The following is a 23945-nucleotide window of genomic DNA, read 5'->3' as shown; positions in this document are numbered from 1 at the left end:
CGGCCGACAACTCTCACAGCGCGCGCTCGCCATCGGCCGCGATGTCGGCCGGGCTGCTTGCCGACGCCGGCGGCGGGCCGCCGTCTGCCGTCTCCAAAGGATCGACGAAGACCGCGTGCAGTTCGGCCAGCCTTCGCCCCATGCGTTGTGCGAGCGCCAGATAGCCCGACAGACTTTCTTCAAACGCACCCACGGGGTTCCCGGCCAACAACGCAGCGGCCAGATTGCGATGCAGGAACTCCACGGGCATGGGCGATGCCCATTGCCACAGGGCGCAGGCGGCCGGGGCCAACTTGTCGACCGGAGCTCGCAGCGCCGCAGGCACGTCGGCACCGCTGCATGGGCCTCCCGGCAGCAGGCCAGCCCAGTCGGACATCTCCACCGCCGCGCCGGGATCGCCTTCGGCGGACAATGCCAGCATGACCCCCCCTTTCCCCGGTTGGGCACGCACCATGGCGGTCATCCGGCCCGCGCAGCCGCCCATCGCCATGCAGGAGACCGGCGGCAGTCTGGTTTTGCTTCTCCACTCGGCAATGGGGCCCAGCATGTCATTCGCACCCAGCGGGGCATCCAGAATGATTCCGTCGCCGCTCACTGCGGCGGCGGCCAGCCAGCGGGTTTCCCCTCGTCGCCCCGCATACGCCAGAACCGGTGCGACCTCGCTCAACCGCGCACACTCCTGCGCGAGCCAATCCGACCGACCGTCCCACCATGCGAGGGATGAAACAGTCCAGTCGAAGCGCGCTTCGAGGCAACAGGCCAAATCCTGGGGCGCGAGGCCGGGCGTCCAGACGATGAGGGTCACGCCCGGAACCATCTCACGCAACGCGAAAACCAGATCCCTCCAGGTTTCAGCAGCCAAGTGCTGGGGCGCCTGAAAACAATAGCCGGCCACCCCGCATCTGCTCCAATCGCCCAGCCTCCGCGCCCATGCCTGCGTGAAGGAGCCGGGCGGAGCCCGCACGATCCGGCGGGTGAAGAGATCCACGCGCGGCGTCCGGGGATCGGTGTGGAGATCATGAGGATCGGCCCGCAACCAGGAAGAGGCTGCCGTATCCGGCGCCGCTCCTCTCGCCACACGGTCCAGCGACAACTCAAGATGACAGTCCAGGCCGCTGCCGGCCAGACGGCGGCATGCCGCGGCGATCTCGTCGCGCACCGGCGCCCCGGACCGGGCGCTCTGATCGGCATTCAGAGGCGCTGCGCTCTGGGACCCATCCCCGGTGAGCCACGGCGCCGGCGCCAGAACGCCGGTGGCGCCGGCGGCTTTCCATTGAGCGGCTTGGGCCACGGCATCCATCAGCGAACCGGCTCTGACCAGGCACGGCCAGCCCGCGCCGGGACCGCGCCGCATCGCGTTCTGCCGCACTCGACCTACCACGTATAGCGGTTGTCGGTTTCCCACGACGCGATTTCCTTGTCGGCCTCATCCCGGGCCATGCCATAGCGCTCCTGAATCCGCCCAACCAGTTGATCGCGCTTGCCGGCAACGACATCCAGGTCATCATCCGTCAGCTTGCCCCACTGCTCTTTGACCTTGCCCTTGTACTGGAGCCAGTTGCCCTTGATCGTATCGTTGTTCATGTGATTCTCCTTGAGCAGCGAACGCTGCAACATCCGGAGCAGAAAGGCCGCAAGTTCCGTGCCCGGCAACCGCGCACGGGAAGATTCATGTTCCATTCGCAACGCGGCAGAGGCATTGCTCTTTCCGTGCGGTCCGCGCGGCGGCATTCCGATCGAAAAATTCAACGCTCCCGATATTCCCGATATTCATGCAACCCCTGAAAACAGCAAGCGGCATGCCCATATTTCCGAGTGGATTTTTATTTGCATCCAAATGTACAAGGCGAATAATCACGACCTATGAAGACACCCCTTGAAAACAAATCCAAAATCAACCGACAGACTATTTCTTTGTTACCACAGATAATATTGGCAAGAAAACCGCGCATTAATTGATTTCAATATCGTGTTAGGGTGAAGGCGATTATCAACGGCACGGAGGCAGGATCATGGATACATTGAGATTGATCACCAGCCGCATGGCGCTCGCCGGGCTGCTGCTCAGCCTGGGCGCTTGCGGCGGGATGTCCCAGCAAGGCAAGAACACGGCGGCTGGAGCGGGGATTGGCGCGGTAGGCGGTGCCGTCCTGACCGGCGGCAGCGCCGCAGGCACCATCGGCGGGGCGGCCGTAGGCGGCATCGTGGGCCATGAGGCAAGCGAATAGGCGACACGGCCCGGCAATATGAGGCCATCACATGGAAACCCATAGCATTCAATCCTTCATTGATTCTGGAGATCGCCCATGCTTTATTACGCCATCGTTTTTCTGATCATTGCCCTGGTTGCGGGCGTCCTGGGATTTTTCGGTATTGCGGGGGCTGCGGCAAGCATCGCCAAGGTTCTGTTTTTTATTTTCCTCGTTCTTTTCGTGGCATCCCTCATATTCGGTCGCAGGCGGCCATGAAAGAGGATTCCGTTCCGGAACCTTTCTTGAATCTTCGGCCGTGAGATTCTGATGCAAGCACTCCGGTCCATCCCGGCAGGCGCTGCCGTTTTGTTTTCCGGCGCGGTCGCCGGGAGCCTGATCGCGCTGTATGGATACCTGGTTCCATTGACCGGGGTAACCGGCACTAAAGGCGCTCTTCTGGCCGTGATCGTGAGCGTGGTCATCGCCCTCATGGCAATCGCGTTGCCGCGATTGCGGCCCGGGGCGCTTCGTACCAGTTGGCTTGCCGTGCTGGTCTGCCTGCTGGCGGGCAATGCCTTTGCCGGCGTGCTGCTGCATGAGCCGTGGCTGGGAATCGCCATGACCGGGGGACTCCTCGGCCTGATATTCGACCGCGGGCGACCGGCCCGCACCGCGAGGCATTCTCCTCATGACGCATGAACGCTCGATCGCACCCTGGATGAATCCCCTTCTTTGCACGGCCGCCCTGGCAGCATGCGTCCTGGCCGTCCACGCCGCCAGCGCACAAACCCCGGGCGGCGCCAAGGCGACGGTTGCCGCGCCGGCGTCTTTGACCGCTGAAGCGCCAAACCGTGCCGGAGCCGAGTGGAACTCATTCCATGGCCAACTGGGCGCCCAAAAATACAGTCCCCTGGATCAGATCAACGTCGGCAACGTGGACAAACTGGAGAAAGCCTGGCAATTCCACACAGGCGACGTGTCCGATGGCTCGGGCGGCCTGCCGCCGACCGTCTGGTCCGCCACGCCCATATTCGCCAACAACACGCTCTACATCGGCACCCCCTTTTATCGGGTCTTCGCGCTGGACCCGGCCAGCGGCGAGGTGCGCTGGGAGTTCGACACGCATTCCACGCTCGAGGCCATGACGCAGCCGGCCTTGAAGACGCGCGGCGTCGCCTATTGGGAGGCGGAAGATCCGCAAGCAGGGCAGCCTTGCCAGAAAATCGTCTACATCGGCACCATGGATGCGCAGTTGTTCGCGCTGGACGCCGATACCGGCAGGAAATGCGAGGCTTTCGGCCGGCATGGCGTGGTGAATATCAACGAGCAGAACACCCTTCACGCCAAATATCCGTTGTCCCTGCTCCAACCGCCCACGGTGGCGGGCGACCACCTGATCCTGGGCTGGGCGGGCAGAGACTGGGCATACGCGCAAGCGCCGCCCGGCACCCTGTTTTCCCTCAACGCGCGCACCGGCGACCTGGAATGGACCTTCCATGCGCTGGACGCAGAGATGCGCAAGGTCAGCGGCACCGCGAACGTCTGGACCGCGGTCTCGGTCGATCCAAAGCTGGGGCTCGTCTACGTTCCCGTTTCGTCGCCCTCGCCGAATTACTGGGGAGGCTACTGGCCCGACGCAGTGCCTCTGGCGACCTCGACAACCGCCCTGGACCTGGAGACCGGCGAGGTCGTCTGGTCCCGCCAATGGGTCCATCACGATGTCTGGGACTACGACATCAACGCCGCGCCAACGCTGATGGACATCACCGTCGGCGGCAAAAAGATTCCGGCGCTGATGCAGTCCACCAAGCAGGGCTTCCTGTTCGTCGTCAACCGCAAAACCGGTGAAGACGTCTGGCCGATCGAAGAACGGCCGGTGCCGCAAGGCGACGGTTCGGTCAAGGGCGAGCACCTGTCTCCAACACAGCCGTTTCCGACCAGGCCCGCGCCCCTGCTCGAGCAGGCCCGCAAGCCCGAGGTCTGGCGGCTCGCCGATATCGCGGGCGCAGGCGAATGCACCCGCCTGTGGGAGCAGCTCGAATACCACGGCATGTATACGCCGCCCACCACCCGAGGCGAAGGCGCCCTGGCCTACCCCGACAGCGCAGGCGGCGTGCAGTGGGGAGGCGTGGCGTTCGACCCCGCCGGGCAGACGGCGGTCGTGAACGTCTCGCACATCGTGCAATACATCAAGCTCTTCGAACGCCAGGCCTACGACGAGGCAGACTCGGGCGCCGGCAACGAATCCGGCTTCGCCCCACAGCAAGGCGCCCCCTACGGCATGCGCCTGGAAGTCGCCACGAACTGGCTGGGCATGCCTTGCTGGCGGCCGCCCTACGGCGAACTGGTGGCATTGGACATGCATACGGGCAGCGTGAAATGGCGCCGCCCCGTCGGCGTTTCGCAGAAATATGGCTTTTTCATGCCGGAAAGCTGGGGCTCGCCCACCATCGGCGGGCCCGCCGTCACCGCTGGCGGTCTGGTGTTCATCGGAGCCTCGATGGACGCCAAGGTCCGCGCTTATTCACTGGAGACCGGAGAAGAGCTCTGGTCGGATCAGGCGCAGGCTCCCGTGGTGGCGAACCCCGCCGTCTACTCCTACAAAGGCCGCGAGTACGTCGCGTTCGTAGCCGGCGGCAACTCCATCATCAAGGAACAGGTCGGCGATCAGCTCGTGGTGTACGCGTTGCCGCGGGAATAGGCGTGTGGCATTGGGCTCCGCCCGTCAGAATGAGTTTTCCAGCAGACTCTGCCGTTCAAGGAGTTCCCGCAACCCATTGCGGCCCAAGGCGGTGCCGGCAAACTGGCAGGCTTCATCCAGGGGATAATCGCCCAGGCATTTTTCCATGAGCGGGCAATGGCGGAAGATGTCGGTAATCCAGTCGACGAACACGCGGACCTTGGGAGACAGGTGGCGGCTTTGCTGGTAGACGACTGAAATCGGCATGGGCGGCGGCGACCACGCCTCGAGGATCTCGACCAGTTTTCCGGCCTGCAAGTGCGGCTCCACCATGTACCGGGGCGGCTGAATCATGCCGAATCCCGCCAGGCCGGCCATGACGTAGGCATCGCTATCGTTTATCGACAGGACACCTTCGACGGCAATGTCCACGACCTCGTTGCCGACCTTGAAGCTCCAATCGATGTTGCGCCCCGTACGCGAAGAAAAATAATTGACCGCGCGGTGATTGCCCAGTTCTTCCAAAGTGTTCGGCTTTCCGTATCTCGCGATGTAGGAAGGCGCCGCGCAAGACACGCTTTTGAACACCCCGATCCGTTTGGCGATCAAGGAAGAGTCTTGCAACTCGCCGATCCGCAGTACGCAATCCACGGCTTCCTGAACCATGTCGACCGGCCGGTCGCTCAAACCGACGACCAGTTCGATGTCCGGATACCGCTCGTGGAAGTCGCACAGTTTCGGGATGAGCAGCAAGCGGCCCAGGGACGGGGGCGCGTCGATGCGCAGACGGCCGCGCGGCCCCCTGGAGCGATCCTGGAACAACGCCTCCGTCTCCTCGACTTCCGCAAGAATGCCGACACAGCGCTCATAGTAGGACGCTCCATCGGGCGTCAGGCTCAATCTGCGCGTGCTGCGATTCAGCAGCTTCACGCCCAGGTGCTCTTCCAGCTTCCGGATGGTCGTGCTGACCGTGGCCCTGGGCATGTTGAGGCTATCGGCCGCCTGAGTGAAGCTGTTGGCATCCACGACACGGGTAAAGACCTGCATGGCTTGAAGGCGGTCCATCTCGATTCTCCTGTGCGAGTCTGGATCAGACCGGCACGATTGTTCCCTGATAACGAACAGTGATGGCAAAAACTAGGTATTTATCCGTTTTTGCAAAGAAAGAATAATAGCGCACTGTTCAGAAGGAAATCCCACCATGTATATTTTTCGCAGACGGCACGCGGTCGTCATCGCCGCTTTGGTGCTCCTCGCATCCGGCTTTCTGCTGGTGCGCAAAAGCGCCGGCGGCCCGGCATCTTCCGCCTCCGCCAGCCAGCCGGCCACGCCGGTCGACATCGCAACCATCGAGCTGCGGCAGATCACGGACTGGCACGAATACTCGGGACGCCTCGAAGCCGTGGACCGCGTCGAGATCCGGCCGCTGGTATCCGGCACCTTGATCAAGGTGCATTTCGAGGACGGCGCGCTGGTGGATCGCGGCGACCCGCTCTTCACCATCGACCCTCGCCCCTACCAGGCCGCCGTGGACGAAGCGCAGGCAGGGCTGATCGCCGCCAAGGCAAAAGCCGCCTATACCAGCGCCGACCTGGCCCGCGGGCAGAAGCTGCTTGCCGGCAATGCCATCGCCCGCCGCGATTTCGAGGAAAAACGCAATGCCGCGCGAGAGGCCGCGGCCCATGTCGAGGCTGCGCGCGCGGCGTTGAAGACCGCACAACTGGATCTGGAGCATACCCGCATCGTCTCGCCGATATCCGGGCGCGTATCGCGCGCGGAGATCACCGAAGGCAACGTCGTCACCGCCAACGGCCCGCAACCCTTGACGACCGTCGTTTCCGTCGCGCAGATCTACGCGACCTTCGAAATGGACGAAGCCGCCTTCCTGCTGACAGCGGCCCAAGGAGAGGCAAACGCCTTTCAATCTGTCCAGGTTTCCATGGGGCTTGCCAATGAACAAGGCTACCCTCACCGGGGCCGCCTGGCCTCGCTGGACAATCAGCTCGACCCCCTGAGCGGAACCATGCGGGTCCGGGCCCTGTTCGACAACCCCGAGCGGCTGCTGCGGCCAGGCCTTTACGCCCGGATCCGGCTGGGTGCGGGCCGGCCTTACGGCGCCGTTCTGCTGGAAGAAAAGGCGATCGGCACCGATCAGGCCAAGCGCTTCGTCCTGCGTGTCGACCCGGCCAATAAGGTGCACTACCAGGAGGTCACGCTGGGCGCCAGCCGGAACGGATTGCGGGTCGTGGAAACCGGCTTGAAGGCCGGCGACAAGGTCGTGATCGGAGGCATCCAGCGCGTCCGGCCGGGCGACACCGTGACGCCGGTGGCTACCGGCGGCGATGCGGGCAGGCTGGCGGCTGGCGAAGCCGGCGCAAGCGCTGGATCGGCCTCCTCGACGCCTCACCAATCCTGAGCGAACTGATGAACATTTCCAAATTCTTCATTGATCGGCCGATCTTCGCGGGCGTACTGTCCGTGCTGATCCTGCTGGCGGGCCTGCTGTCCGTCTTCCGCCTGCCCATTTCCGAGTACCCGGAGGTGGTCCCGCCCTCCGTGGTCGTGCGCGCCCAATTTCCCGGCGCCAACCCCAAGGTGATCGCAGAAACCGTCGCCGCGCCCCTGGAAGAAGCGATCAACGGCGTCGAAAACATGCTGTACATGCAGTCTCAAGCCAACAGCGACGGCAATCTGGCCGTGACCGTCCACTTCCATCTCGGCACCGATCCCGACAAGGCGCAGCAACTGGTGCAAAACCGCGTCGCGCAGGCCTTGCCCCGACTGCCCGAAGACGTCCAGCGGCTGGGCATCACCACGATCAAGGCCTCTTCCGCGCTGACCATGGTCGTGCACCTGGTTTCCCCGGACGACCGCTACGACCTGACCTATCTGCGCAACTATGCCGTTCTCAACGTCAAGGATCGCCTGGCCCGCATCCCCGGCGTGGGCGAGGTCCAGATCTGGGGATCGGGCAACTACGCCATGCGCGTTTGGCTGAACCCGCAGCGCGCCGCCGAGCGCGGGCTGACCGCAGGCGATGTCGTCTCGGCGATCCGAGAACAGAACGTGCAGGTGGCCGCCGGCGTGATCGGAGCCGCGCCCAGCAGCCCCGATGCGGCCATGCAATTTTCAGTCAATGCGCAAGGCCGCCTGCAAACTGCGGAGGAATTCGGGGACATCGTTCTAAAGACTTCGGCCGACGGAGGCGTCACCCGGCTGCGCGATGTGGCCCGTATCGAACTGGGCGCCTCCGAATACGCGCTCAGGTCTCTGCTGGACAACAAGCCGGCCGTCGCCATGGCCATCATGCAGGCTCCAGGCGCCAACGCTCTTGAGGTGTCCGAGGCCGTGCGCCAGACCATGCAGGCGCTTTCCACGGATTTTCCCGCCTCGCTGGAAAGCCGCATTGTGTATGACCCCACGCAATTCGTCCGCGCCAGCATCCGGGCGGTCGTCATGACGCTGCTGGAGGCCATCGCCCTGGTGGTGATCGTCGTCATCGCCTTTCTGCAGACCTGGCGCGCCTCCATCATCCCGCTGCTCGCCGTGCCCGTCTCCATCGTCGGCACGTTCTCGCTGATGCTGGCCTTCGGCTATTCCATCAATGCCTTGTCGCTGTTCGGCCTGGTGCTGGCGATCGGCATCGTCGTGGACGATGCGATCGTCGTCGTGGAGAACGTCGAGCGCGGCATCGAAGACGGGCTGAGTCCGCGCCACGCCACCTATCGCGCCATGCGCGAGGTCAGCGGACCGATCATCGCGATCGCTCTGACGCTGGTCGCGGTCTTCGTTCCCCTGGCATTCATGACCGGGCTGAGCGGACAGTTCTTCAAGCAGTTCGCCATGACGATCGCCATTTCGACGGTGATCTCCGCCTTCAATTCCCTGACACTGTCTCCGGCTTTGGCCGCCCTGCTGCTCAAGCCTCACGGTGCAAAGCCGGACGCGCTCACCCGCGGCATGGAGCGGATCCTGGGCGGTTTCTTCCGTGCATTCAACCGCGCCTTCGGACGCGCCTCCGACGGCTATGCCCGGGGAGTGGGCGGCGTGCTGCGGCGCAAGGGCTCGACCCTGGGCGTCTATCTGGCCCTGCTGGCATTGACGGCGGGCATCGCCTATGTCGTTCCGGGCGGCTTCGTGCCAGGACAGGATAAACAGTATCTCGTCAGCTTCGCCCAGTTGCCCAGCGGCGCCTCGCTGGACCGCACGGACGAAGTCGTGCGCCGGATGACCGATCTGGCCCTGGCTCAGCCCGGCGTCGAAAGCGCCATCGCGTTCCCCGGTCTGTCGATCAACGGATTCACCAACAGCTCAAGCGCGGCCGTGGTGTTCATCAAGCTCGACGAATTCGCGCAGCGCCGGGACGAGGCGACTTCCGCCCACGCGATCGCTGCCGCCTTGAGCCAGCAATATTCCAGCATCCGGGATGCCTATATCGCCGTCTTTCCACCGCCTCCCGTGATGGGCCTGGGGACGGTCGGTGGTTTCAAACTGCAGATCGAAGACACGGCCGGCCTGGGCTACGACAAGCTCAACGAAGCAACCCGCGCCTTCCTCGCGGAAGCGGCGAAAGCGCCTGAACTGGGCCCCGCGTTCTCCAGCTACCAGATCAACGTCCCGCAACTGGATGTCGATCTGGACCGGGTCAAGGCCAAGCAACTGGGCGTGTCCGTCACGGATGTCTTCGAGACCATGCAAATCTATCTGGGCTCGCTCTATATCAACGACTTCAACCGCTTCGGGCGCGTCTATCAGGTCAAGGCGCAGGCCGATGCGTCCTTCCGGTCGAATCCCGACGATATCCTGCGGCTGAAGACGCGCAGCGACTCGGGCGCCATGGTGCCCCTGGGTTCCCTCGTGTCGCTCACCCCGACGTATGGCCCTGAAATGGTCGTGCGCTACAACGGCCATACGGCCGCCGACATCAACAGCGGGCCGGCGCCCGGCTATTCCTCGGACCAGGCTCAGGCGGCCGCCGAACGCATCGCCGCATCGACGCTGCCCAAAGGCATCAAGTTCGAATGGACGGATCTGACCTATCAGCAGATTCTGGCCGGCAATGCGGGCATCTGGGTCTTTCCGATCAGTGTCCTGCTGGTCTTCCTGGTGCTTGCCGCGCTCTATGAAAGCCTGACGCTGCCCCTGGCGGTGATCCTGATCGTGCCCATGAGCGTGCTGGCGGCGCTGGCGGGCGTCTGGCTGACGCGGGGAGACAACAACCTGTTCACCCAGATCGGCCTCATGGTGCTGGTGGGGCTGGCCTGCAAGAACGCGATCCTGATCGTCGAGTTCGCGCGCGATCTGGAAAAAGACGGCCTGTCTCCCGTCGCCGCCGCGCGGGAAGCCAGCCGCCTGCGGCTGCGCCCCATCCTGATGACCTCGATCGCATTCATCATGGGCATCGTGCCTCTGATCCTTTCTTCCGGCGCGGGCGCGGAAATGCGCCATGCCATGGGCATCGCGGTTTTCTTCGGCATGCTGGGCGTCACTCTGTTCGGTCTGTACCTGACCCCGGTCTTCTACGTACTGCTGCGCGGGTCCGGCCGGCGTCCCTCTTCCGTGCACGACGAGCCGGTGCATGCCCCCACCGGTCAACCGGCCACGACTCTCTCTCTGGAATCCCCGAAATGATTCAACGCCTTCCCCTCGCCGGCGCAGCCGGCCTGCTGGCGGTCCTGTTGAGCGGCTGCGCCGTCGGCCCCGAATACCAGCGGCCCGCCGTCGAGATCCCCGCGGCGTTCAAAGAAGCCCGACTGTCCACCGGCGAAACGCTCCAATGGAAAAAAGCCCAACCCGCGGACAGCCTTGCACGGGGACGCTGGTGGGCGGTCTTCCAGGATCCCATGCTGGATTCCCTGGAAGACCAGGCCATGCGCGCCAATCAGGACCTGAAGGCCGCGGCCGCCAGGGTCGAGCAGGCGCGCGCGCTGAAGAAAACCGCGCGCTCCGGACTGTATCCGGAACTGACCGCCGGCACCGGGCCCACCCGCCAGCGCACTTCGGACGCCAGCCCGGCGGGCGGCGCCACCGCCACGCTCTGGCGCGCGCAGACGGGCATTTCGTATGAAGCCGATCTGTTCGGGCGGGTCGCCTCTCATCTGGATGCGGCCAGCGCCGATGCCGAACGCGCCCAGGCCCTGTATCAATCGGTCATGCTCGCCTTGCAGGCGGATGTTGCCCAAGCCTATTTCACCCTCCGGCAATTGGATGCCGAATCGATGCTGTACCGCGATACGGTGTCGTTGCGACGCATGAGCCTGAACCTGCTTGAAACACGTTTTCAAATAGGCGATATCGACGAACTCGATGTGGCGCGGGCACGCGCCGAACTGGCCGCCGCCCGGTCACAGGCGCTGGACATCGCGCGGCAACGGGCGGTGGCTGAACACGGGCTGGCCCTGCTGCTGGGGCGCGCCCCTTCGGACTTCGCCCTGCCGGTCCAGGCGCTGCACACGATTTCGATCGACATTCCCGCCGGTCTGCCCTCCTCTTTGCTGGAGCGCAGGCCCGACATCGCCGCCGCGGAACGGGCCGTTGCGGCCGCAAACGCCCGGATCGGCGCGGCGAAGGCGGCTTTCTTTCCGCAGCTTGCCCTGACCGGCACATTCGGTTTCGAGTCCTCCGACCTGAGCGATCTGGTGCACTGGTCAAGCCGCAGCTTCATCCTGGGGCCGTTGGCGGGAACCATGCTCAGCCTGCCTTTGTTCGATGGCGGCCGGCGCCAGTCCAGGATGGATCAGGCGCAAGCGCGTTACGACGAAGACGTGGCGCTGTACCGCCAGAGCGTGCTGAACGCCTTCCGGGAAGTCGAGGACGGCCTCTCCACTTTGCGCCTGCTGGGCGAACAGACGAACGTCCAGGATACCGCCGTCGCTTCGGCGACCCGCGCAGCCGAACTTTCGAAGACCCAATACGACGCTGGCTCCATCAGCTACCTGGAAGTCATCGATGCCGACCGGGAAGTGCTGCGGCACCGGCACACTGCGGTGCAGTTGAACGGCCTGCGCGCCCATGCGGCCGTGCGGCTCATCCGGGCGATCGGCGGCGGCTGGGAGCTTTCCTGACCCCGCCGCGGCCCGCACCCGGCCGGGCGGTCGCACACGCTTCGCAACGGACGAGCGGCACGCTGTTAAAATTTCCGGCTCAATTTTTTCGAGCCGCTCATCATGCAGACCTCCCTCCAGAATCTGATCGAATCCGCCTGGGAAGACCGGGCCTCGCTGCGCCCCGGCCAGTTTCCCTCCGACCTGGCCGACGCGGTCGAGCAGACGATCCAGGGGCTGGATGACGGCACTTTGCGCGTGGCGGAAAAGATCGATGGCCAATGGCAGGTTCACCAGTGGGTCAAGAAAGCCGTGCTGCTGTCCTTCCGGCGGGCCGACAACCGCGTCATGGGCCAGGCGCCCCAGTTGTACTACGACAAAGTGCCATTGAAGTTTCAGGACTACAGCTCCGAGGATTTCCAGCGTGGCGGCTTTCGCGTGGTCCCGACCGCCACGGTGCGGCGCGGCGCCTACATCGCGCCCGACGCGGTGCTGATGCCCTCTTACGTCAACATCGGCGCGCGCGTGGGTGAAGGCTCGATGGTGGACACCTGGGCCACGGTAGGCTCGTGCGCGCAGATCGGCAGCCATGTCCACCTGTCGGGCGGCGTGGGCATCGGCGGCGTGCTGGAGCCCCTGCAGGCCGGCCCCACCATCATCGAAGACAACTGCTTCATCGGCGCGCGCTCCGAGATCGTCGAAGGCGTCGTCATCGAAGAAAATTCCGTACTGGCGATGGGGGTCTTCATCTCTCAGAGCACGCGCATCTATGACCGCGCCACCGGCGAGATTCATTACGGCCGCGTGCCGGCCGGATCCGTCGTCGTGCCGGGCTCATTGCCCGCCGCCGACGGCAGCCACAGCCTGGCCTGCGCCGTGATCGTCAAGCGCGTGGACGCCCGGACCCGCGCCAAGACCAGCATCAACGACCTGCTCCGGGCCTAGGGCCTGTCCACACGACTCAAGGAAACTCGAAGCATGGCAGATACCGACGTCCGCGCCCTGGCCCACGCACTGATCGCCCGCCCCTCCGTCACGCCAGACGACGCGGGCTGCCAGCACTTGATTGCCGAACGTCTGCGGCCGCTGGGATTTGCCTGCGAATCGCTGCCCAGCGGCCCGGTCAGCAATCTCTGGGCACGGCGCGGTACAGCGGCGCCCCTGCTGGTGTTTGCGGGTCACACGGACGTCGTCCCCACCGGGCCGGAAATCGAATGGCCCAGCCCCCCCTTCGTGCCCACGGAAACCGGCGGCATGCTGGTGGGCCGAGGCGCCGCCGACATGAAGACATCGATTGCCGCCTTCGTGGTCGCGGCCGAGGAATTCATCGCGGCCCATCCCGGCCATGCGGGCTCCATCGCTTTGCTGATCACCTCCGACGAGGAAGGCCCGGCGACCGACGGCACGGTTCACGTCTGCCGCACCCTGGAAGCGCGCGGCGAAACGCTCGATTACTGCATCGTCGGCGAGCCGACCTCGATGCACGCCCTGGGCGACACGATCAAGAACGGCCGCCGGGGTTCCATGTCGGCCCGGATCACGGTGCGCGGCATCCAGGGCCACGTCGCCTATCCCCACTTGGCGCGCAACCCGATCCACGAGCTGGCGCCCGCCCTGGCCGAATTGACTGCGATTCGCTGGGACGAGGGCAACGAATATTTCCCGCCCACCACCTTCCAGGTGTCGAACCTGCACGCGGGCACCGGCGCGGGAAACGTCATCCCCGGCGTCGCCGTGATCGACTGCAATTTCCGTTTCTCGACCGCCAGCACGCCGGAAGCGCTGCAGGTCCGGACAGCCGCCCTGCTCGACCGTCACGGTCTGAACTATGACATTGCCTGGACTCTCAGCGGCCTGCCTTTCCTGACCCCCCGGGGTACACTGTGCGGGGCCCTGCAGGCCGCCATCGCCGAGGAAACCGGCGTCCATGCGGAACTCTCCACGACAGGCGGCACCTCCGACGGGCGCTTCATTGCCCGGATCTGTCCGCAAGTCGTCGAGTTCGGCCCCTTGAACCAGACGATCCACCAGACGGGCGAGCACATCCCCCTGGACAGCCTGGCGCCCCTGAAGAACATCTACCGCCGCACGCTGGAAAAGCTGCTGGCCTGACCCGCCCCGGCCGCCGGCCACGCGCATGCGAGCAGCCGACCCTCTCTTTCTACGCACATCATGCCTTCACCCCACACCGAACTCCTGACCTTGCGCGATCTGTTGCGCTGGTCCATCAGCCGCTTTCACGCCGCCGGCCTGGTCTTCGGCCATGGCAGCGACAACGCCTGGGACGAGGCCGCCTACCTGCTGCTGCACGGCTTGCATCTGCCGCCCGACACGCTCGACCCCTTCCTGGATGCGCGCCTGCTGGAGCGCGAACGCCAGCGCTGCATGGATCTGATCCACGAGCGCATCAATACCCGCAAACCCGCCGCCTATCTCACGGGCGAGGCCTGGCTGCAAGGCGAACGCTTCCTGGTGGACGAGCGCGTCATCGTACCGCGCTCGCCGATTTCCGAACTGCTGGCCGAGGGCCTGGCGCCCTGGATCGACGATCCGGACGCGATCGGACACGTGCTGGACTTGTGCACCGGCTCGGGCTGCCTGGCGATCCTGGCGGCTCAGGCCTTCGCCCAGGCCGCGGTGGATGCCGTGGATGTTTCCGCCGATGCCCTGGCGGTGGCCCGCGCGAACATCGAACTGCACGGCCTGCAGGCACGTGTCCAGACGCTGCGCAGCGACCTGCTGGCCCAGGTGCCGCAAGAGCGCCGCTACGACTTGATCATCTGCAATCCTCCCTACGTCAACGAGCGCTCCATGCAGGCGCTGCCGCCCGAATACCGGCATGAGCCCCGGCTGGCGCTGGCCGGCGGCGCCGACGGCATGGACCTGGTGCGCCGCATCCTGACCGAAGCCCCCGGACTCATGGCGCCCGAAGGCCTGCTGGTGCTGGAAATCGGCCACGAACGCGCGCATTTCGAAGCCGCCTTCCCCGGTCTCGAACCCATCTGGCTGGATACGGCCGCGACCACCGACCAGATCCTGCTGCTGCGCCGCGCGCAGCTCGCCTCGTGATCCGCGCCGCCGGCCTGACCCTGCGGCGCGGCGTCAAGGTCCTGCTGGAAAACGCCGAATTCGTCGTCCACCCCGGCGAGCGCGTCGGCATCGTCGGCAAGAACGGCGCCGGCAAGTCTTCGCTGTTTTCCCTGCTGCAGGGGCAGATCGACCCGGATTCGGGCACGCTGGACATCCCGGCATCCTGGCGGTTGGCCAGCGTCGAGCAGATTCTGCATGACACCGACCGCCCCGCGCGCGAGTTCGTCATCGATGGCGACCGCTCTCTGCGTGCGCTGCAGGCCCGCCGCGCCGCCCTGAACCCCGACCAAGGCCAGGCCATCGCCGAATTGGAGGCCGCCCTGGTCGAGGCCGAGGCCTGGAGCGCTCCTTCGCGCGCCGAACAATTGCTGGCCGGCCTGGGCTTTGCTCCCGACGAGTGGGTCCGCCCGGTTGCCAGCTTTTCGGGCGGCTGGCAGATGCGCATCGCCCTGGCGCGCGCATTGATGGCTCCGTCCGACCTGCTGCTGCTCGACGAACCGACCAACCACCTGGACCTGGATGCCATGCTGTGGCTGGAACGCTGGCTGGGCGGCTATCCGGGCACGGTGCTGCTGATTTCCCACGACACTGAATTCCTGGACGCGGTCGCGCGCGCGATCCTCCATTTCGAACAGCAGTCCCTGGTGCGCTACAAAGGCGGCTACGAGTCCTTCCTGGAGCAGCGCGCCGAACGCCTGCGCCAGAACCGTCTGGCCATTCAACGCCAGACGCGCGAAGCGGCCCACCTGCAGTCCTTCATCGACCGGTTCAAGGCCAAGGCCACCAAGGCCAAGCAGGCCCAAAGCCGGGTCAAGGCCCTGGCGCGCATGCAGACTCTGGCGCCGCTGACCGTGGAATCGGGCATCGACATCCGCCTGCCCGAACCCGTGCAGACGCCCGATGTGCTGTTGACGCTGGAGAGCGCCGTCCTGGGTTACCCGGCGGACGGCGCCGGCGCGGCGCGCACGATCCTGGAAGACGTCGACTTGATGGTGCGCGGCGGCAGCCGCATCGGCATCCTGGGCGTCAACGGCGCCGGCAAGAGCACCCTGGTCAAGACCCTGGCGCGAGAATTGCTACCGCTGGCGGGCGGCTACCGGCCGGCCAAGGGCCTGGAGATCGGCTATTTCGCCCAGCAACAATTGGACGTGCTGGACCCCGGGCTGAGCCCGTTGCAGCACTTCGTCCGTATCGCACCAGACACGCGCGAGCAGGAACTGCGCAACATGCTGGGCCGCTTCGGCTTCGGCGGCGACATGGTCAGCCAGCCGGTGGCCCCCTTCTCTGGCGGCGAGAAGGCGCGTCTGGCCCTGGCCCTGATCGTCTGGCGCAAGCCCAACCTGCTGCTGCTCGACGAGCCCAGCAATCACCTGGACGTGGATACACGCGAAGCGCTGGCGCGCGCGCTGGCGGAATTCCCCGGCAGCGTCCTGCTGGTCTCGCACGACCGACACCTGCTGCGCACGACCGTGGACAGTTTCTGGATTGTCGCCGACGGCCGGATCGAACCATTCGACGGCGATCTGGAAGACTACCGCGACTGGCTGCAACAACGCCAGACGCAGCGCAACCAGTCCGCACGCGCGGCATCCGGCTGCGCGCCAGAAAAAGACCGCAAGACTCAACGCCGCGAACAAGCCCAGGCCCGGCAAGAACTGGCCGCCCGCCGCAAACCGCTGGAAGCGCGCCTGAAACGAGTCGAAGAAGCCATGGCCAAAGTGCAGGCCCGGCTGGCCGAACTCGATGCGCTGATGGCCAACCCGGATTTCTACACCGACGCCCACAAGGACGCCCGCCCCGGCCTCATGGCCGAACACGGGGAATTGAGCAAGGCCCTGCAGGGCCACGAGGAGGACTGGCTGGAGATCCAGTCCGGGATCGAAGCGCTGGAAGCGCCCTGAAGCGCCCCGCTTTTCGTCAAGCCGGCGCACGCCCCGTTTTGGGACAGGCTTCGAGCACTCCCGAAACGGGGCGCCCGCCGGGCGAGGCTCTTGCGCCGAGCCCTCCATATTCCAGGGCTGAATAATTTAATACTCTTATATTCGTTCGGCATGAGGACGCCGATCCTTAGAATGGACAGGTCTTATAACTTTCCGTTCAAAAGATCCGCCGCCATGAGCCGCCTTCCCATCCAATCCATTGAATCCGCTCCTGCCGAAGCCCAGGAACGTCTGCGCGCCGCCGCCCAGGCCAATGGCTTTCTGCCCAATCTGCTGGGCGTCCTGGCCAATGCGCCCACCGCCCTGGAAACCTATCAGGTCGTCGGCGCCATCAACGGCCGCAACAGCCTCACGCCCACCGAGCGGGAAGTCGTGCAAATCACGGCCGCCACCTACAACGGCTGCGGATTCTGCGTGGCCGGTCATACCAAGCTCGCCTACAAAAAACTTCAACTACCTCAGGAACTGGTCGAAGCCTTGCGCAGCACCCAGGCCCTGTCTGATCCCAAATTGAATGCGCTGGCCCAGTTCACCCTGCAGGTTCTGGAACATCGCGGCCAAGTGCCCGACCAGGCCCTGGCCGAACTGCGCGCGGCCGGCTACAACGACGCGCAAGCGCTGGATGTGGTGCTGGGCGTGAGCCTGGCCACGCTGTGCAACTACGCCAACAACCTCGCCCGCACTCCGATCAACCCGGAACTGCAGGCCTACGCCTGACCCTGGAGGCCCGCATGTCCACAGACCTGCTGCCTGCCGCCTATGGCGACGGGATCGATGCCCTGATCCAGGAGACCCTGGCGCCCCAGGCGGACGCCATCGACAAAGGTCTGTATCCGGGTGATTTCATGCGCGCGCTGGGCCGCCAGGGCGGCTTCGGCGCCGCCCTGGCGGCGGCTTCGGGCGGCCTGGGCCTGGATCTCGCGGCCCAGATCGACGTCATCGCCCGGGTCGGGCGCGCGTGCGGCTCCACCGCCTTCCTGACCTGGTGCCAGGCCGCCTGCGCCTGGTACCTGCGCCAGACCGGCAACGCCGCCGCGCGCGACCGCTATCTCGCCCCCATCGTCCGGGGCGAAATCCTGGCCGGCACCGGCATGTCCAACGCCGTCAAGCACCTCGCCGGCATCGAACGGATCAACTTGCGCGGCCGACGCGAAAACGACGGCTACCGGGTGAGCGGCGCCCTGCCCTGGGTCTCGAACCTGGGCCCGGACCATCTGGTCATCGTCGCCGCCGCCCTCGAAGAGGGCGGCTACGTCATGTTCGCGGTGCCGCCGGGCTCGCCCGCGCTGACATTGCGCGCCTGCCCCGCCTTCTCCGGCATGGAGGGCACCGGCACCTACAACGTGCGCCTGAAGGACGCCTGGGTGCCCCCCGAAGACGTGCTTGCCGCGCCCGATGAGTTCGAAGACTATATCTGCCGCATCAAGCCCGGCTTCCTGCTGATGCAGATCGGCATGGGCCTGGGCCTGGTCCAGGCCAGCCTGGAAACCATCCGTGCGACCAATCACCGCCTGAGCCACGTCAACACTTTCCTGGACGATCAGGAAGAGACGCTCGCCCGGGATCTCGAAGCCTTGCAGGCGGAAACCGTCCGCCTGGCCCGCCTGGACCGGAATGCACTGCCCCTGGACATCCTGAGGGCTCGCGCCCGGGCCTCCGAGCTCAGCCTGCGGGCCACGCAATCGGCCGCGCTGCATGCCGGGGCCGCCGGCTACCTGATGAGCCATCCCGCCCAGCGGCGCCTGCGCGAAGCCCTGTTCGTCGCCATCGTGACGCCGGCCCTGAAGCACCTGCGCAAGGAAATTCATGCGCTTGAGCAGCAGGCGGCCTGAGCGATGAGCCTTGCCACGGTGCTGGCCGACCCGGCCACCGAGTCCGCCGCCGAATCGGGCATCCTCAGTGCTGCGGGCGTGGCCCTGGGCTACGCCCAGCCGGGCGCCGTCCCCCACCGCATCCTGCAGGATTTTTCCTTGGAGCTGCAGGCCGGCGAAATCGTCGCCCTGCTGGGCCCCAGCGGCGTCGGCAAGTCTTCGCTGTTGCGGGTGCTGGCGGGCCTGCAGCAACCGCTGGACGGCCAGATCCGCCTGCGCGGCCGTCCCCTGAACGGGCCGGCGCCCGACGTCGGTTTCGTTTTCCAGGACCCCTGCCTGCTGCCCTGGCTGACCCTGGAGGAAAATGTGGCCTTCGGCCTGGATTTCCGTCATCAGCCCCGGCTGGAGGATGCCCTGCGCCGCCAGCGCGTACGCCAGGCCATCGCCGAGGTCGGCCTGACGCACGCGTTGACGCGCTACCCGGACGAGCTGTCGGGCGGCATGGCCCAGCGGGCCGCCCTGGCGCGCAGCCTGGCGCGCGCTCCTGAAATCCTGCTGCTCGACGAACCTTTCAGCGCCCTGGACGAAGTCACGCGCAGCGAGATGCAGACCTTGCTTCTGGAAATCAGCGCACGCCACCACGCCGCCGCAATCCTGGTCACCCACGACATCGACGAGGCCCTGCTGCTGGCCGACCGCATCCTGTTGCTGGGCGGCCAGCCGGGCCGCGTGATCGGCCAATGGCTGCCCGATCGCTCGCATCCGCGCGATGAAACCGATCCCCACCTGACCGCCCTGCGCGTCGATATCCTGCACGCCTTGCGCGCCGCCCGCCCTCCTAAATCCAATCTCGCAACATGACCCTGAAACTCATCGACTCCTGCTGCGGCCCCGCCGCCGGCACCTTGGCCGGCCGCCGGCAATTCCTGAAACTGTCCTCGCTGTTCACGATGGCCGGCGCCCTGCCTCTGCTGCAGGCGGGCCGCGCGGCGCGCGCCGCCGAACCCGACGCACCGGTGCGCATCGGCTACCTGCCGATCACCGATGCCACGCCGCTGCTGATCGCCCATCACAACGGCCTCTTCGAAAAACGCGGCCTGCGCGTCGAAAAACCGCGGCGCTTTCGCAGTTGGTCGCAGATCGTCGAGGCCTTTCTGAGCGGTCAGGTGAATGTCGTCCACCTGCTCATGCCCATGACCATCTGGTCGCGCTACGGCAGCCAGTCTCCGGCCAAGGTGGTCGCCTGGAACCACATGGAAGGCTCCTGCCTGACCGTGCAGCCCGACGTCGCCAGCCTGGCCGACCTGGGCGGCACCACAGTCGCCATTCCCTTCTGGTACTCGGTGCACAACATTGTTCTGCAAGCGCTGCTGCGCGAAGGCGGGCTGGAATCCATCAGCGAAGGCGAACCGACGAAGCAGCAGGTCAAGCTGGTGGTCATGTCCCCCGGCGACATGCTGCCGGCGCTGGGGACGAAGCGGATTTCCGGCTACATCGTGGCCGAGCCGTTCAACGCCAAGGCCGAGGAGCTGGGCGTGGGCAAAGTCTGGCGCTTTACCGGCGACGTCTGGCGCAACCACGCCTGCTGCGTCGTCACCATGCACGAACGGGATTTGCAGGAGCGCCCGGAATGGTCACAAAAGACCGTCGACGCCATCGTCGAGGCCCAGGCCTGGGTGCGCGGCCACCGCGAAGAAACCGTGAAGATCCTGGCGCGCGGCAACCCGGCCGACTATACCCCGCACGAATCCTCGACTCTGGCGCGGGTGCTGCTGGCCTCGCCCGAGCGGGATGCCGAATACGCCCGCAGCGGCGCGATCCTCCACACCGGCTGGAACGAGCAGCGCATCGACTTCCAGCCCTACCCATTCCCCAGCTACACGGAAAAACTGGTGGAGCTGCTCAAGGAAACCTTCGTGTTGGGCGAGAACGCCTTCCTGAAGGAACTGGACCCCGCCTTTGTCGCCCGCGACCTGGTCGACGACCGCTACGTGCGCAAAGCCATCGAAGCCCAGGGCGGCCTGGAAACCTTCGGCGTGACGGGCGGCTACACGCGCACGGAAACCTTCTCGGTCGCTTAGAACGGACCCCACGCCCATGAAGACACGCACCGCACCGCTACCCGCCCACAGACGCCTGGCCCTGAGCCTGGGCGGCCTGCTGGCCCTGCTGCTGCTCTGGGCCGCCGGCATCGGCATGATGGGCGAGGAAACGGCCATGGCCGCCCTGTTTTCGCCGCTGAAAGCCTTGCCCAGCCTGGCTCACCTGGTGCTGGACAACCAATTGACGGTACACACTCTGGTCAGTCTACGGCGCGTTGCCGTGGGCCTGTTCTGGGCGCTGGTGTTCGGCATCCCGCTGGGGCTGGCCATCGGGGCCTCGCAGAAGCTGGAACTCGCCACCAGCGGCGCCTTCCAGTTCCTGCGCATGGTGTCGCCCTTGTCCTGGATGCCGGTCGCCGTCATGCTGTTCGGCATTGGCGACGCGCCCATCTACTTCCTGCTCAGCTTCGCCGCCGTCTGGCCCATCATCCTCAACACCAGCGCCGGCGTGCGGCAGCTCGATCCGCGCTGGCTGATGCTGGCGCGCAGCCTGAGCGCCACGCGCCGGGAAATCCTCTGGAAAATCGTCATCCCCGGTTCCCTGGGCCACATGCTGACCGGTCTGCGCCTGGCCATCGGCATCGTCTGGATCATCCTGGTGCCCTGCGAGATGTTGGGCGTGAGTTCCGGCCTGGGTTACTTCATTCTGGACACCCGCGACCGGCTGGCCTATTCCGAACTGATGGCCGTGATCGTGCTCATCGGCGCCCTGGGTTTCCTGCTGGACGCCACCGCGCAGCGGCTGCACCGGCGCTGGGGACGGGGGCGATAGCCGCGCAGGCGCGGCTCAGTCCAGGACTTCCAGCTTCGCCACCCCCAGGGCCAGCGTCTTGGTGCCCGCATCGCGGAACTCGATTCGCGCCTGGGCCTCGGCGCCGCTGCCGCTGAGCGCCACGACGGTGCCTTCTCCGAAGCGCCCGTGGCGCACCCCCGAACCGATCCGGAAACACTGATCGCCCACCGTGACGCCGGAGGACTGCGTGCGCGCCGCGCGCGGCGCGAAACTGCTGCCGGCCTCGCCCTGCCAGCCGCCCAGGCCGCGCCGGAAGGCGCCGCTCCAGGGAGGCTGGGCGGCGGCCGGACGCTGGCGCGGCGTGATCCACTTGAGATGCTCTTCCGGGATTTCATCCAGGAAGCGGGAACGCATGCCGTAGCGCGTCTGGCCGTGCAGCATGCGGCTTTGCGCCAAGGTCAGGGTCAAGCGTTCGCGCGCGCGCGTGAGAGCGACGTACATGAGACGGCGCTCTTCTTCCAGGCCGCCCGCGTCCAGCAGGCTGTTTTCATGGGGAAACAAGCCTTCTTCGAGCCCGGTGATGAACACCGCGTCGAACTCCAGGCCCTTGGCCGCGTGCACGGTCATGAGCTGCACGGCATCCTCGCCGGCCTGCGCCTGGTTATCGCCGGCCTCCAGCGAGGCGTGGCTGAGGAAAGCGCCCAGGGGCGACATGACGGCGGGCGACGGCTCCGCCCCCATGTCAAAGGCCGCATCCGGGCCGGACGCCGCCTCGGCCGCCGCCGCGGCGGCAGGGACGCGGCCGGCGGGCAGGCCCTGGAAGCCTTCCTCGGCCACGAAGGCAGCGGCGGCATTGACCAGTTCCTGCAGGTTCTCAAGACGGTCCTGTCCTTCGCGGTCGGCCCGGTAGTGGGCTTCGAGGCCGCTGTGGTGCACGACGTGGCCGATCAGCTCGGGCAGATCCAGCGTACGGGCCGCCTCGGCCAGTTCGCGGATCAAGGTGGCAAAACGGGCCAGCACGGCGCCCGCCTTGCCCGGCACGAAGGCGACAGCGCCGGCCAGGCTGGAGTTCTGCTGCGCGGCGATGTCGGCCTGCTGCTCCAGGGTGCGCGCGCCGATCCCGCGCGTGGGAAAGTTCACCACCCGCATCCAGGACGTGTCGTCGTCCGGGTTGTCGATCAGGCGCAGATAGGCCAACACATGCTTGATCTCCTGGCGCTCGAAGAATCGCTGGCCGCCGTAGACCCGGTACGGCACCCGGGCGGAGAACAGGGCGTGCTCGATCGGGCGCGACTGGGCGTTGCTGCGGTACAGGATGGCGATCTCGCGGGCCGGGCGGCCCTCGCGAATCAGAGCGCGAATCTCGTCCACCAGCCACTGGGCCTCCAGCGCGTCGGACGCCTGCTCGACCACGCGCAGGGGTTCGCCCTCGCCCGCGTCGGTCCACAGGTTCTTGCCCAGGCGGCGCGTATTGTGCGCGATCAGCGCGTTGGCCGAATCCAGGATATGGCCGTGCGAACGGTAGTTCTGTTCCAGCCGGATGACGCGGCCCTGGGCGTGGCGCTGTTCGAAGTCGGCCATGTTGCCGACATTCGCTCCGCGAAAGGCATAGATGGACTGATCGTCGTCGCCCACTGCGAACACCGGCGTGTGCGCGCCCGCCAGCAGCATCAGCCAGCGGTACTGCAGGACATTGGTATCCTGGAATTCATCGACCAGGATCTGCTGGAACCGGCGCTGGTAGTGTTCGCGGATCGGCGCCTCGCGCTGCAGCAGCTCGTAGGCGCGCAGCAGCAGTTCGCCGAAATCGACCACGCCTTCTCGTTCGCATTGATCCTGATAGCGCTGGTACAGATCGGCCAGCCGCCGAGCATGGGCGTCGCGCGCATCCAGGTCGCCCGGGCGCAGGCCATCTTCCTTGGCGCCGTTGATCATGCGCTGCACATCGCGCGCGGGGAAGCGTTCGTCGTCGATGCCGGCGGCCTTCAGCATGCGCTTGATGGCTGACAACTGATCGGCGCTGTCCAGGATCTGGAAGGCCTGGGGCAACTGCGCCTCGCGGTGATGCGCGCGCAGCAACCTGTTGCACAAGCCATGGAACGTCCCGACCCACATGCCCCGGGTATTGATGGGCAGCAGCGCCGACAGCCGCGTCAGCATCTCGCGCGCGGCCTTGTTGGTGAACGTGACGGCCAGCAGCCCATGGGGACCGACTTGCCCCGTCTGGATCAGCCAGGCCATGCGCGTGGTCAGGACGCGGGTCTTGCCGCTGCCCGCGCCGGCCAGCACCAGGGCGTGCTCGGCCGGCAAAGTGACCGCGTCCCGCTGCTGCGGGTTCAATCCTTCGAGCATCC

The 23945-nt window shown here is 66.0% G+C and carries 21 protein-coding genes; 17 read left to right on the top strand and 4 right to left on the bottom strand.

Translation table 11 applies throughout. From position 1 onward, the window contains the following. Positions 1 to 13: 13 nt before the first annotated feature. Both ABRZ00_RS11235 and ABRZ00_RS11230 read right to left on the bottom strand, forming a co-directional pair. Positions 14 to 1300 carry a hypothetical protein gene (locus ABRZ00_RS11235; RefSeq protein ID WP_368644272.1) on the bottom strand — a complete coding sequence of 429 codons (1287 nt, stop codon included), beginning with the start codon at positions 1298 to 1300 and terminating at the stop codon, positions 14 to 16. A gap of 74 nt (positions 1301 to 1374) precedes the next feature. Further along, positions 1375 to 1584 carry a CsbD family protein gene (locus ABRZ00_RS11230; RefSeq protein WP_368641977.1) on the bottom strand — a complete coding sequence of 70 codons (210 nt, stop codon included), beginning with the start codon at positions 1582 to 1584 and terminating at the stop codon, positions 1375 to 1377. A gap of 10 nt (positions 1585 to 1594) precedes the next feature. Between ABRZ00_RS11230 and ABRZ00_RS11225 the strand changes: the two genes are divergently transcribed. The 5 genes from ABRZ00_RS11225 (at position 1595) to ABRZ00_RS11205 (ending at position 4893) form a co-directional block, all read left to right on the top strand. After that, complete coding sequence (locus ABRZ00_RS11225) at positions 1595 to 1867, top strand: hypothetical protein (protein ID WP_368641978.1); 273 nt, start codon at positions 1595 to 1597, stop codon at positions 1865 to 1867. A 145-nt stretch (positions 1868 to 2012) separates the two neighbouring features. After that, a complete protein-coding gene (locus ABRZ00_RS11220; protein WP_368639198.1) occupies positions 2013 to 2228 on the top strand; it encodes a prenyltransferase in 216 nt (71 codons plus the stop codon). A gap of 78 nt (positions 2229 to 2306) precedes the next feature. Then, a complete protein-coding gene (locus tag ABRZ00_RS11215) occupies positions 2307 to 2468 on the top strand; it encodes a DUF1328 domain-containing protein (protein ID WP_368639199.1) in 162 nt (53 codons plus the stop codon). Positions 2469 to 2519: 51 nt separating this feature from the next. After that, complete coding sequence (locus tag ABRZ00_RS11210) at positions 2520 to 2891, top strand: hypothetical protein (protein ID WP_368641979.1); 372 nt, start codon at positions 2520 to 2522, stop codon at positions 2889 to 2891. Then, positions 2881 to 4893, top strand: coding sequence for a pyrroloquinoline quinone-dependent dehydrogenase (locus tag ABRZ00_RS11205; RefSeq protein WP_368641980.1), 2013 nt, complete (start codon positions 2881 to 2883; stop codon positions 4891 to 4893). The genes ABRZ00_RS11210 and ABRZ00_RS11205 overlap by 11 nt, the downstream gene beginning before the upstream one ends. A 24-nt stretch (positions 4894 to 4917) precedes the next feature. Here ABRZ00_RS11205 and ABRZ00_RS11200 read toward each other — a convergent pair whose 3' ends face one another. Beyond that, positions 4918 to 5937 carry a LysR substrate-binding domain-containing protein gene (locus tag ABRZ00_RS11200; RefSeq protein WP_368641981.1) on the bottom strand — a complete coding sequence of 340 codons (1020 nt, stop codon included), beginning with the start codon at positions 5935 to 5937 and terminating at the stop codon, positions 4918 to 4920. Between the two features lie 136 nt (positions 5938 to 6073). On the opposite strand from ABRZ00_RS11200, the gene ABRZ00_RS11195 reads away from it, so the two are divergent. The 12 genes from ABRZ00_RS11195 (at position 6074) to ABRZ00_RS11140 (ending at position 21630) form a co-directional block, all read left to right on the top strand. Then, positions 6074 to 7288, top strand: a complete 1215-nt coding sequence (locus tag ABRZ00_RS11195) for an efflux RND transporter periplasmic adaptor subunit (RefSeq protein WP_368641982.1) — start codon at positions 6074 to 6076, stop codon at positions 7286 to 7288. An 8-nt stretch (positions 7289 to 7296) separates the two neighbouring features. Continuing rightward, positions 7297 to 10503 carry an efflux RND transporter permease subunit gene (locus ABRZ00_RS11190; RefSeq protein ID WP_368641983.1) on the top strand — a complete coding sequence of 1069 codons (3207 nt, stop codon included), beginning with the start codon at positions 7297 to 7299 and terminating at the stop codon, positions 10501 to 10503. Beyond that, positions 10500 to 11936: an efflux transporter outer membrane subunit gene (locus tag ABRZ00_RS11185; protein ID WP_368641984.1), complete on the top strand. Its 1437-nt coding sequence runs from the start codon at positions 10500 to 10502 to the stop codon at positions 11934 to 11936. The genes ABRZ00_RS11190 and ABRZ00_RS11185 overlap by 4 nt, the downstream gene beginning before the upstream one ends. Before the next feature lie 102 nt (positions 11937 to 12038). Further along, entirely contained in the window at positions 12039 to 12860 is an 822-nt protein-coding gene (gene dapD, locus ABRZ00_RS11180; protein WP_368641985.1) for a 2,3,4,5-tetrahydropyridine-2,6-dicarboxylate N-succinyltransferase, read from the top strand. Between the two features lie 33 nt (positions 12861 to 12893). Further along, positions 12894 to 14027 carry a succinyl-diaminopimelate desuccinylase gene (gene dapE, locus ABRZ00_RS11175; protein WP_368641986.1) on the top strand — a complete coding sequence of 378 codons (1134 nt, stop codon included), beginning with the start codon at positions 12894 to 12896 and terminating at the stop codon, positions 14025 to 14027. 60 nt (positions 14028 to 14087) lie between these two features. Then, on the top strand, positions 14088 to 14984 hold the full coding sequence (gene prmB, locus ABRZ00_RS11170) for a 50S ribosomal protein L3 N(5)-glutamine methyltransferase (protein WP_368641987.1): 897 nt from the start codon (positions 14088 to 14090) through the stop codon (positions 14982 to 14984). Then, on the top strand, positions 14981 to 16906 hold the full coding sequence (locus ABRZ00_RS11165; protein ID WP_368641988.1) for an ATP-binding cassette domain-containing protein: 1926 nt from the start codon (positions 14981 to 14983) through the stop codon (positions 16904 to 16906). The genes prmB and ABRZ00_RS11165 overlap by 4 nt, the downstream gene beginning before the upstream one ends. Before the next feature lie 213 nt (positions 16907 to 17119). Continuing rightward, complete coding sequence (locus tag ABRZ00_RS11160; protein WP_343839288.1) at positions 17120 to 17662, top strand: carboxymuconolactone decarboxylase family protein; 543 nt, start codon at positions 17120 to 17122, stop codon at positions 17660 to 17662. A 14-nt stretch (positions 17663 to 17676) separates the two neighbouring features. Next, complete coding sequence (locus ABRZ00_RS11155; protein ID WP_368641989.1) at positions 17677 to 18777, top strand: acyl-CoA dehydrogenase family protein; 1101 nt, start codon at positions 17677 to 17679, stop codon at positions 18775 to 18777. A 3-nt stretch (positions 18778 to 18780) separates the two neighbouring features. After that, positions 18781 to 19617 (top strand): ABC transporter ATP-binding protein, encoded by an 837-nt coding sequence (locus ABRZ00_RS11150; protein ID WP_368641990.1) that lies wholly within the window; start codon positions 18781 to 18783, stop codon positions 19615 to 19617. Further along, positions 19614 to 20837: an ABC transporter substrate-binding protein gene (locus ABRZ00_RS11145; RefSeq protein WP_343839280.1), complete on the top strand. Its 1224-nt coding sequence runs from the start codon at positions 19614 to 19616 to the stop codon at positions 20835 to 20837. The genes ABRZ00_RS11150 and ABRZ00_RS11145 overlap by 4 nt, the downstream gene beginning before the upstream one ends. A gap of 16 nt (positions 20838 to 20853) precedes the next feature. Next, on the top strand, positions 20854 to 21630 hold the full coding sequence (locus ABRZ00_RS11140) for an ABC transporter permease (protein WP_368639210.1): 777 nt from the start codon (positions 20854 to 20856) through the stop codon (positions 21628 to 21630). 15 nt (positions 21631 to 21645) lie between these two features. Here the strand turns inward: ABRZ00_RS11140 and ABRZ00_RS11135 are convergent, their stop codons facing one another. Continuing rightward, positions 21646 to 23943 (bottom strand): UvrD-helicase domain-containing protein, encoded by a 2298-nt coding sequence (locus ABRZ00_RS11135; protein WP_368641991.1) that lies wholly within the window; start codon positions 23941 to 23943, stop codon positions 21646 to 21648. Positions 23944 to 23945 lie beyond the last annotated feature (2 nt).

It is taken from the genome of Castellaniella ginsengisoli (assembly GCF_040955415.1).
Lineage (GTDB): Bacteria > Pseudomonadota > Gammaproteobacteria > Burkholderiales > Burkholderiaceae_B > Castellaniella > Castellaniella ginsengisoli.
The sequence above is the reverse complement of the archived record's forward strand: the minus strand, read 5'-3'. Positions and strand labels throughout refer to the sequence as shown.

Coding starts and splice junctions, on each gene's coding strand:
- ABRZ00_RS11215 (WP_368639199.1), top strand. CDS start 2,307: ATGCTTTATTACGCCATCGTTTTTCTGATCATTGCCCTGGTTGCGGGC.
- ABRZ00_RS11135 (WP_368641991.1), bottom strand. CDS start 23,943: ATGCTCGAAGGATTGAACCCGCAGCAGCGGGACGCGGTCACTTTGCCG.
- ABRZ00_RS11160 (WP_343839288.1), top strand. CDS start 17,120: ATGAGCCGCCTTCCCATCCAATCCATTGAATCCGCTCCTGCCGAAGCC.
- dapD (WP_368641985.1), top strand. CDS start 12,039: ATGCAGACCTCCCTCCAGAATCTGATCGAATCCGCCTGGGAAGACCGG.
- ABRZ00_RS11140 (WP_368639210.1), top strand. CDS start 20,854: ATGAAGACACGCACCGCACCGCTACCCGCCCACAGACGCCTGGCCCTG.
- ABRZ00_RS11185 (WP_368641984.1), top strand. CDS start 10,500: ATGATTCAACGCCTTCCCCTCGCCGGCGCAGCCGGCCTGCTGGCGGTC.
- ABRZ00_RS11195 (WP_368641982.1), top strand. CDS start 6,074: ATGTATATTTTTCGCAGACGGCACGCGGTCGTCATCGCCGCTTTGGTG.
- ABRZ00_RS11150 (WP_368641990.1), top strand. CDS start 18,781: ATGAGCCTTGCCACGGTGCTGGCCGACCCGGCCACCGAGTCCGCCGCC.
- prmB (WP_368641987.1), top strand. CDS start 14,088: ATGCCTTCACCCCACACCGAACTCCTGACCTTGCGCGATCTGTTGCGC.
- ABRZ00_RS11145 (WP_343839280.1), top strand. CDS start 19,614: ATGACCCTGAAACTCATCGACTCCTGCTGCGGCCCCGCCGCCGGCACC.
- dapE (WP_368641986.1), top strand. CDS start 12,894: ATGGCAGATACCGACGTCCGCGCCCTGGCCCACGCACTGATCGCCCGC.
- ABRZ00_RS11205 (WP_368641980.1), top strand. CDS start 2,881: ATGACGCATGAACGCTCGATCGCACCCTGGATGAATCCCCTTCTTTGC.
- ABRZ00_RS11200 (WP_368641981.1), bottom strand. CDS start 5,937: ATGGACCGCCTTCAAGCCATGCAGGTCTTTACCCGTGTCGTGGATGCC.
- ABRZ00_RS11230 (WP_368641977.1), bottom strand. CDS start 1,584: ATGAACAACGATACGATCAAGGGCAACTGGCTCCAGTACAAGGGCAAG.
- ABRZ00_RS11235 (WP_368644272.1), bottom strand. CDS start 1,300: ATGGATGCCGTGGCCCAAGCCGCTCAATGGAAAGCCGCCGGCGCCACC.
- ABRZ00_RS11155 (WP_368641989.1), top strand. CDS start 17,677: ATGTCCACAGACCTGCTGCCTGCCGCCTATGGCGACGGGATCGATGCC.
- ABRZ00_RS11210 (WP_368641979.1), top strand. CDS start 2,520: ATGCAAGCACTCCGGTCCATCCCGGCAGGCGCTGCCGTTTTGTTTTCC.
- ABRZ00_RS11220 (WP_368639198.1), top strand. CDS start 2,013: ATGGATACATTGAGATTGATCACCAGCCGCATGGCGCTCGCCGGGCTG.
- ABRZ00_RS11190 (WP_368641983.1), top strand. CDS start 7,297: ATGAACATTTCCAAATTCTTCATTGATCGGCCGATCTTCGCGGGCGTA.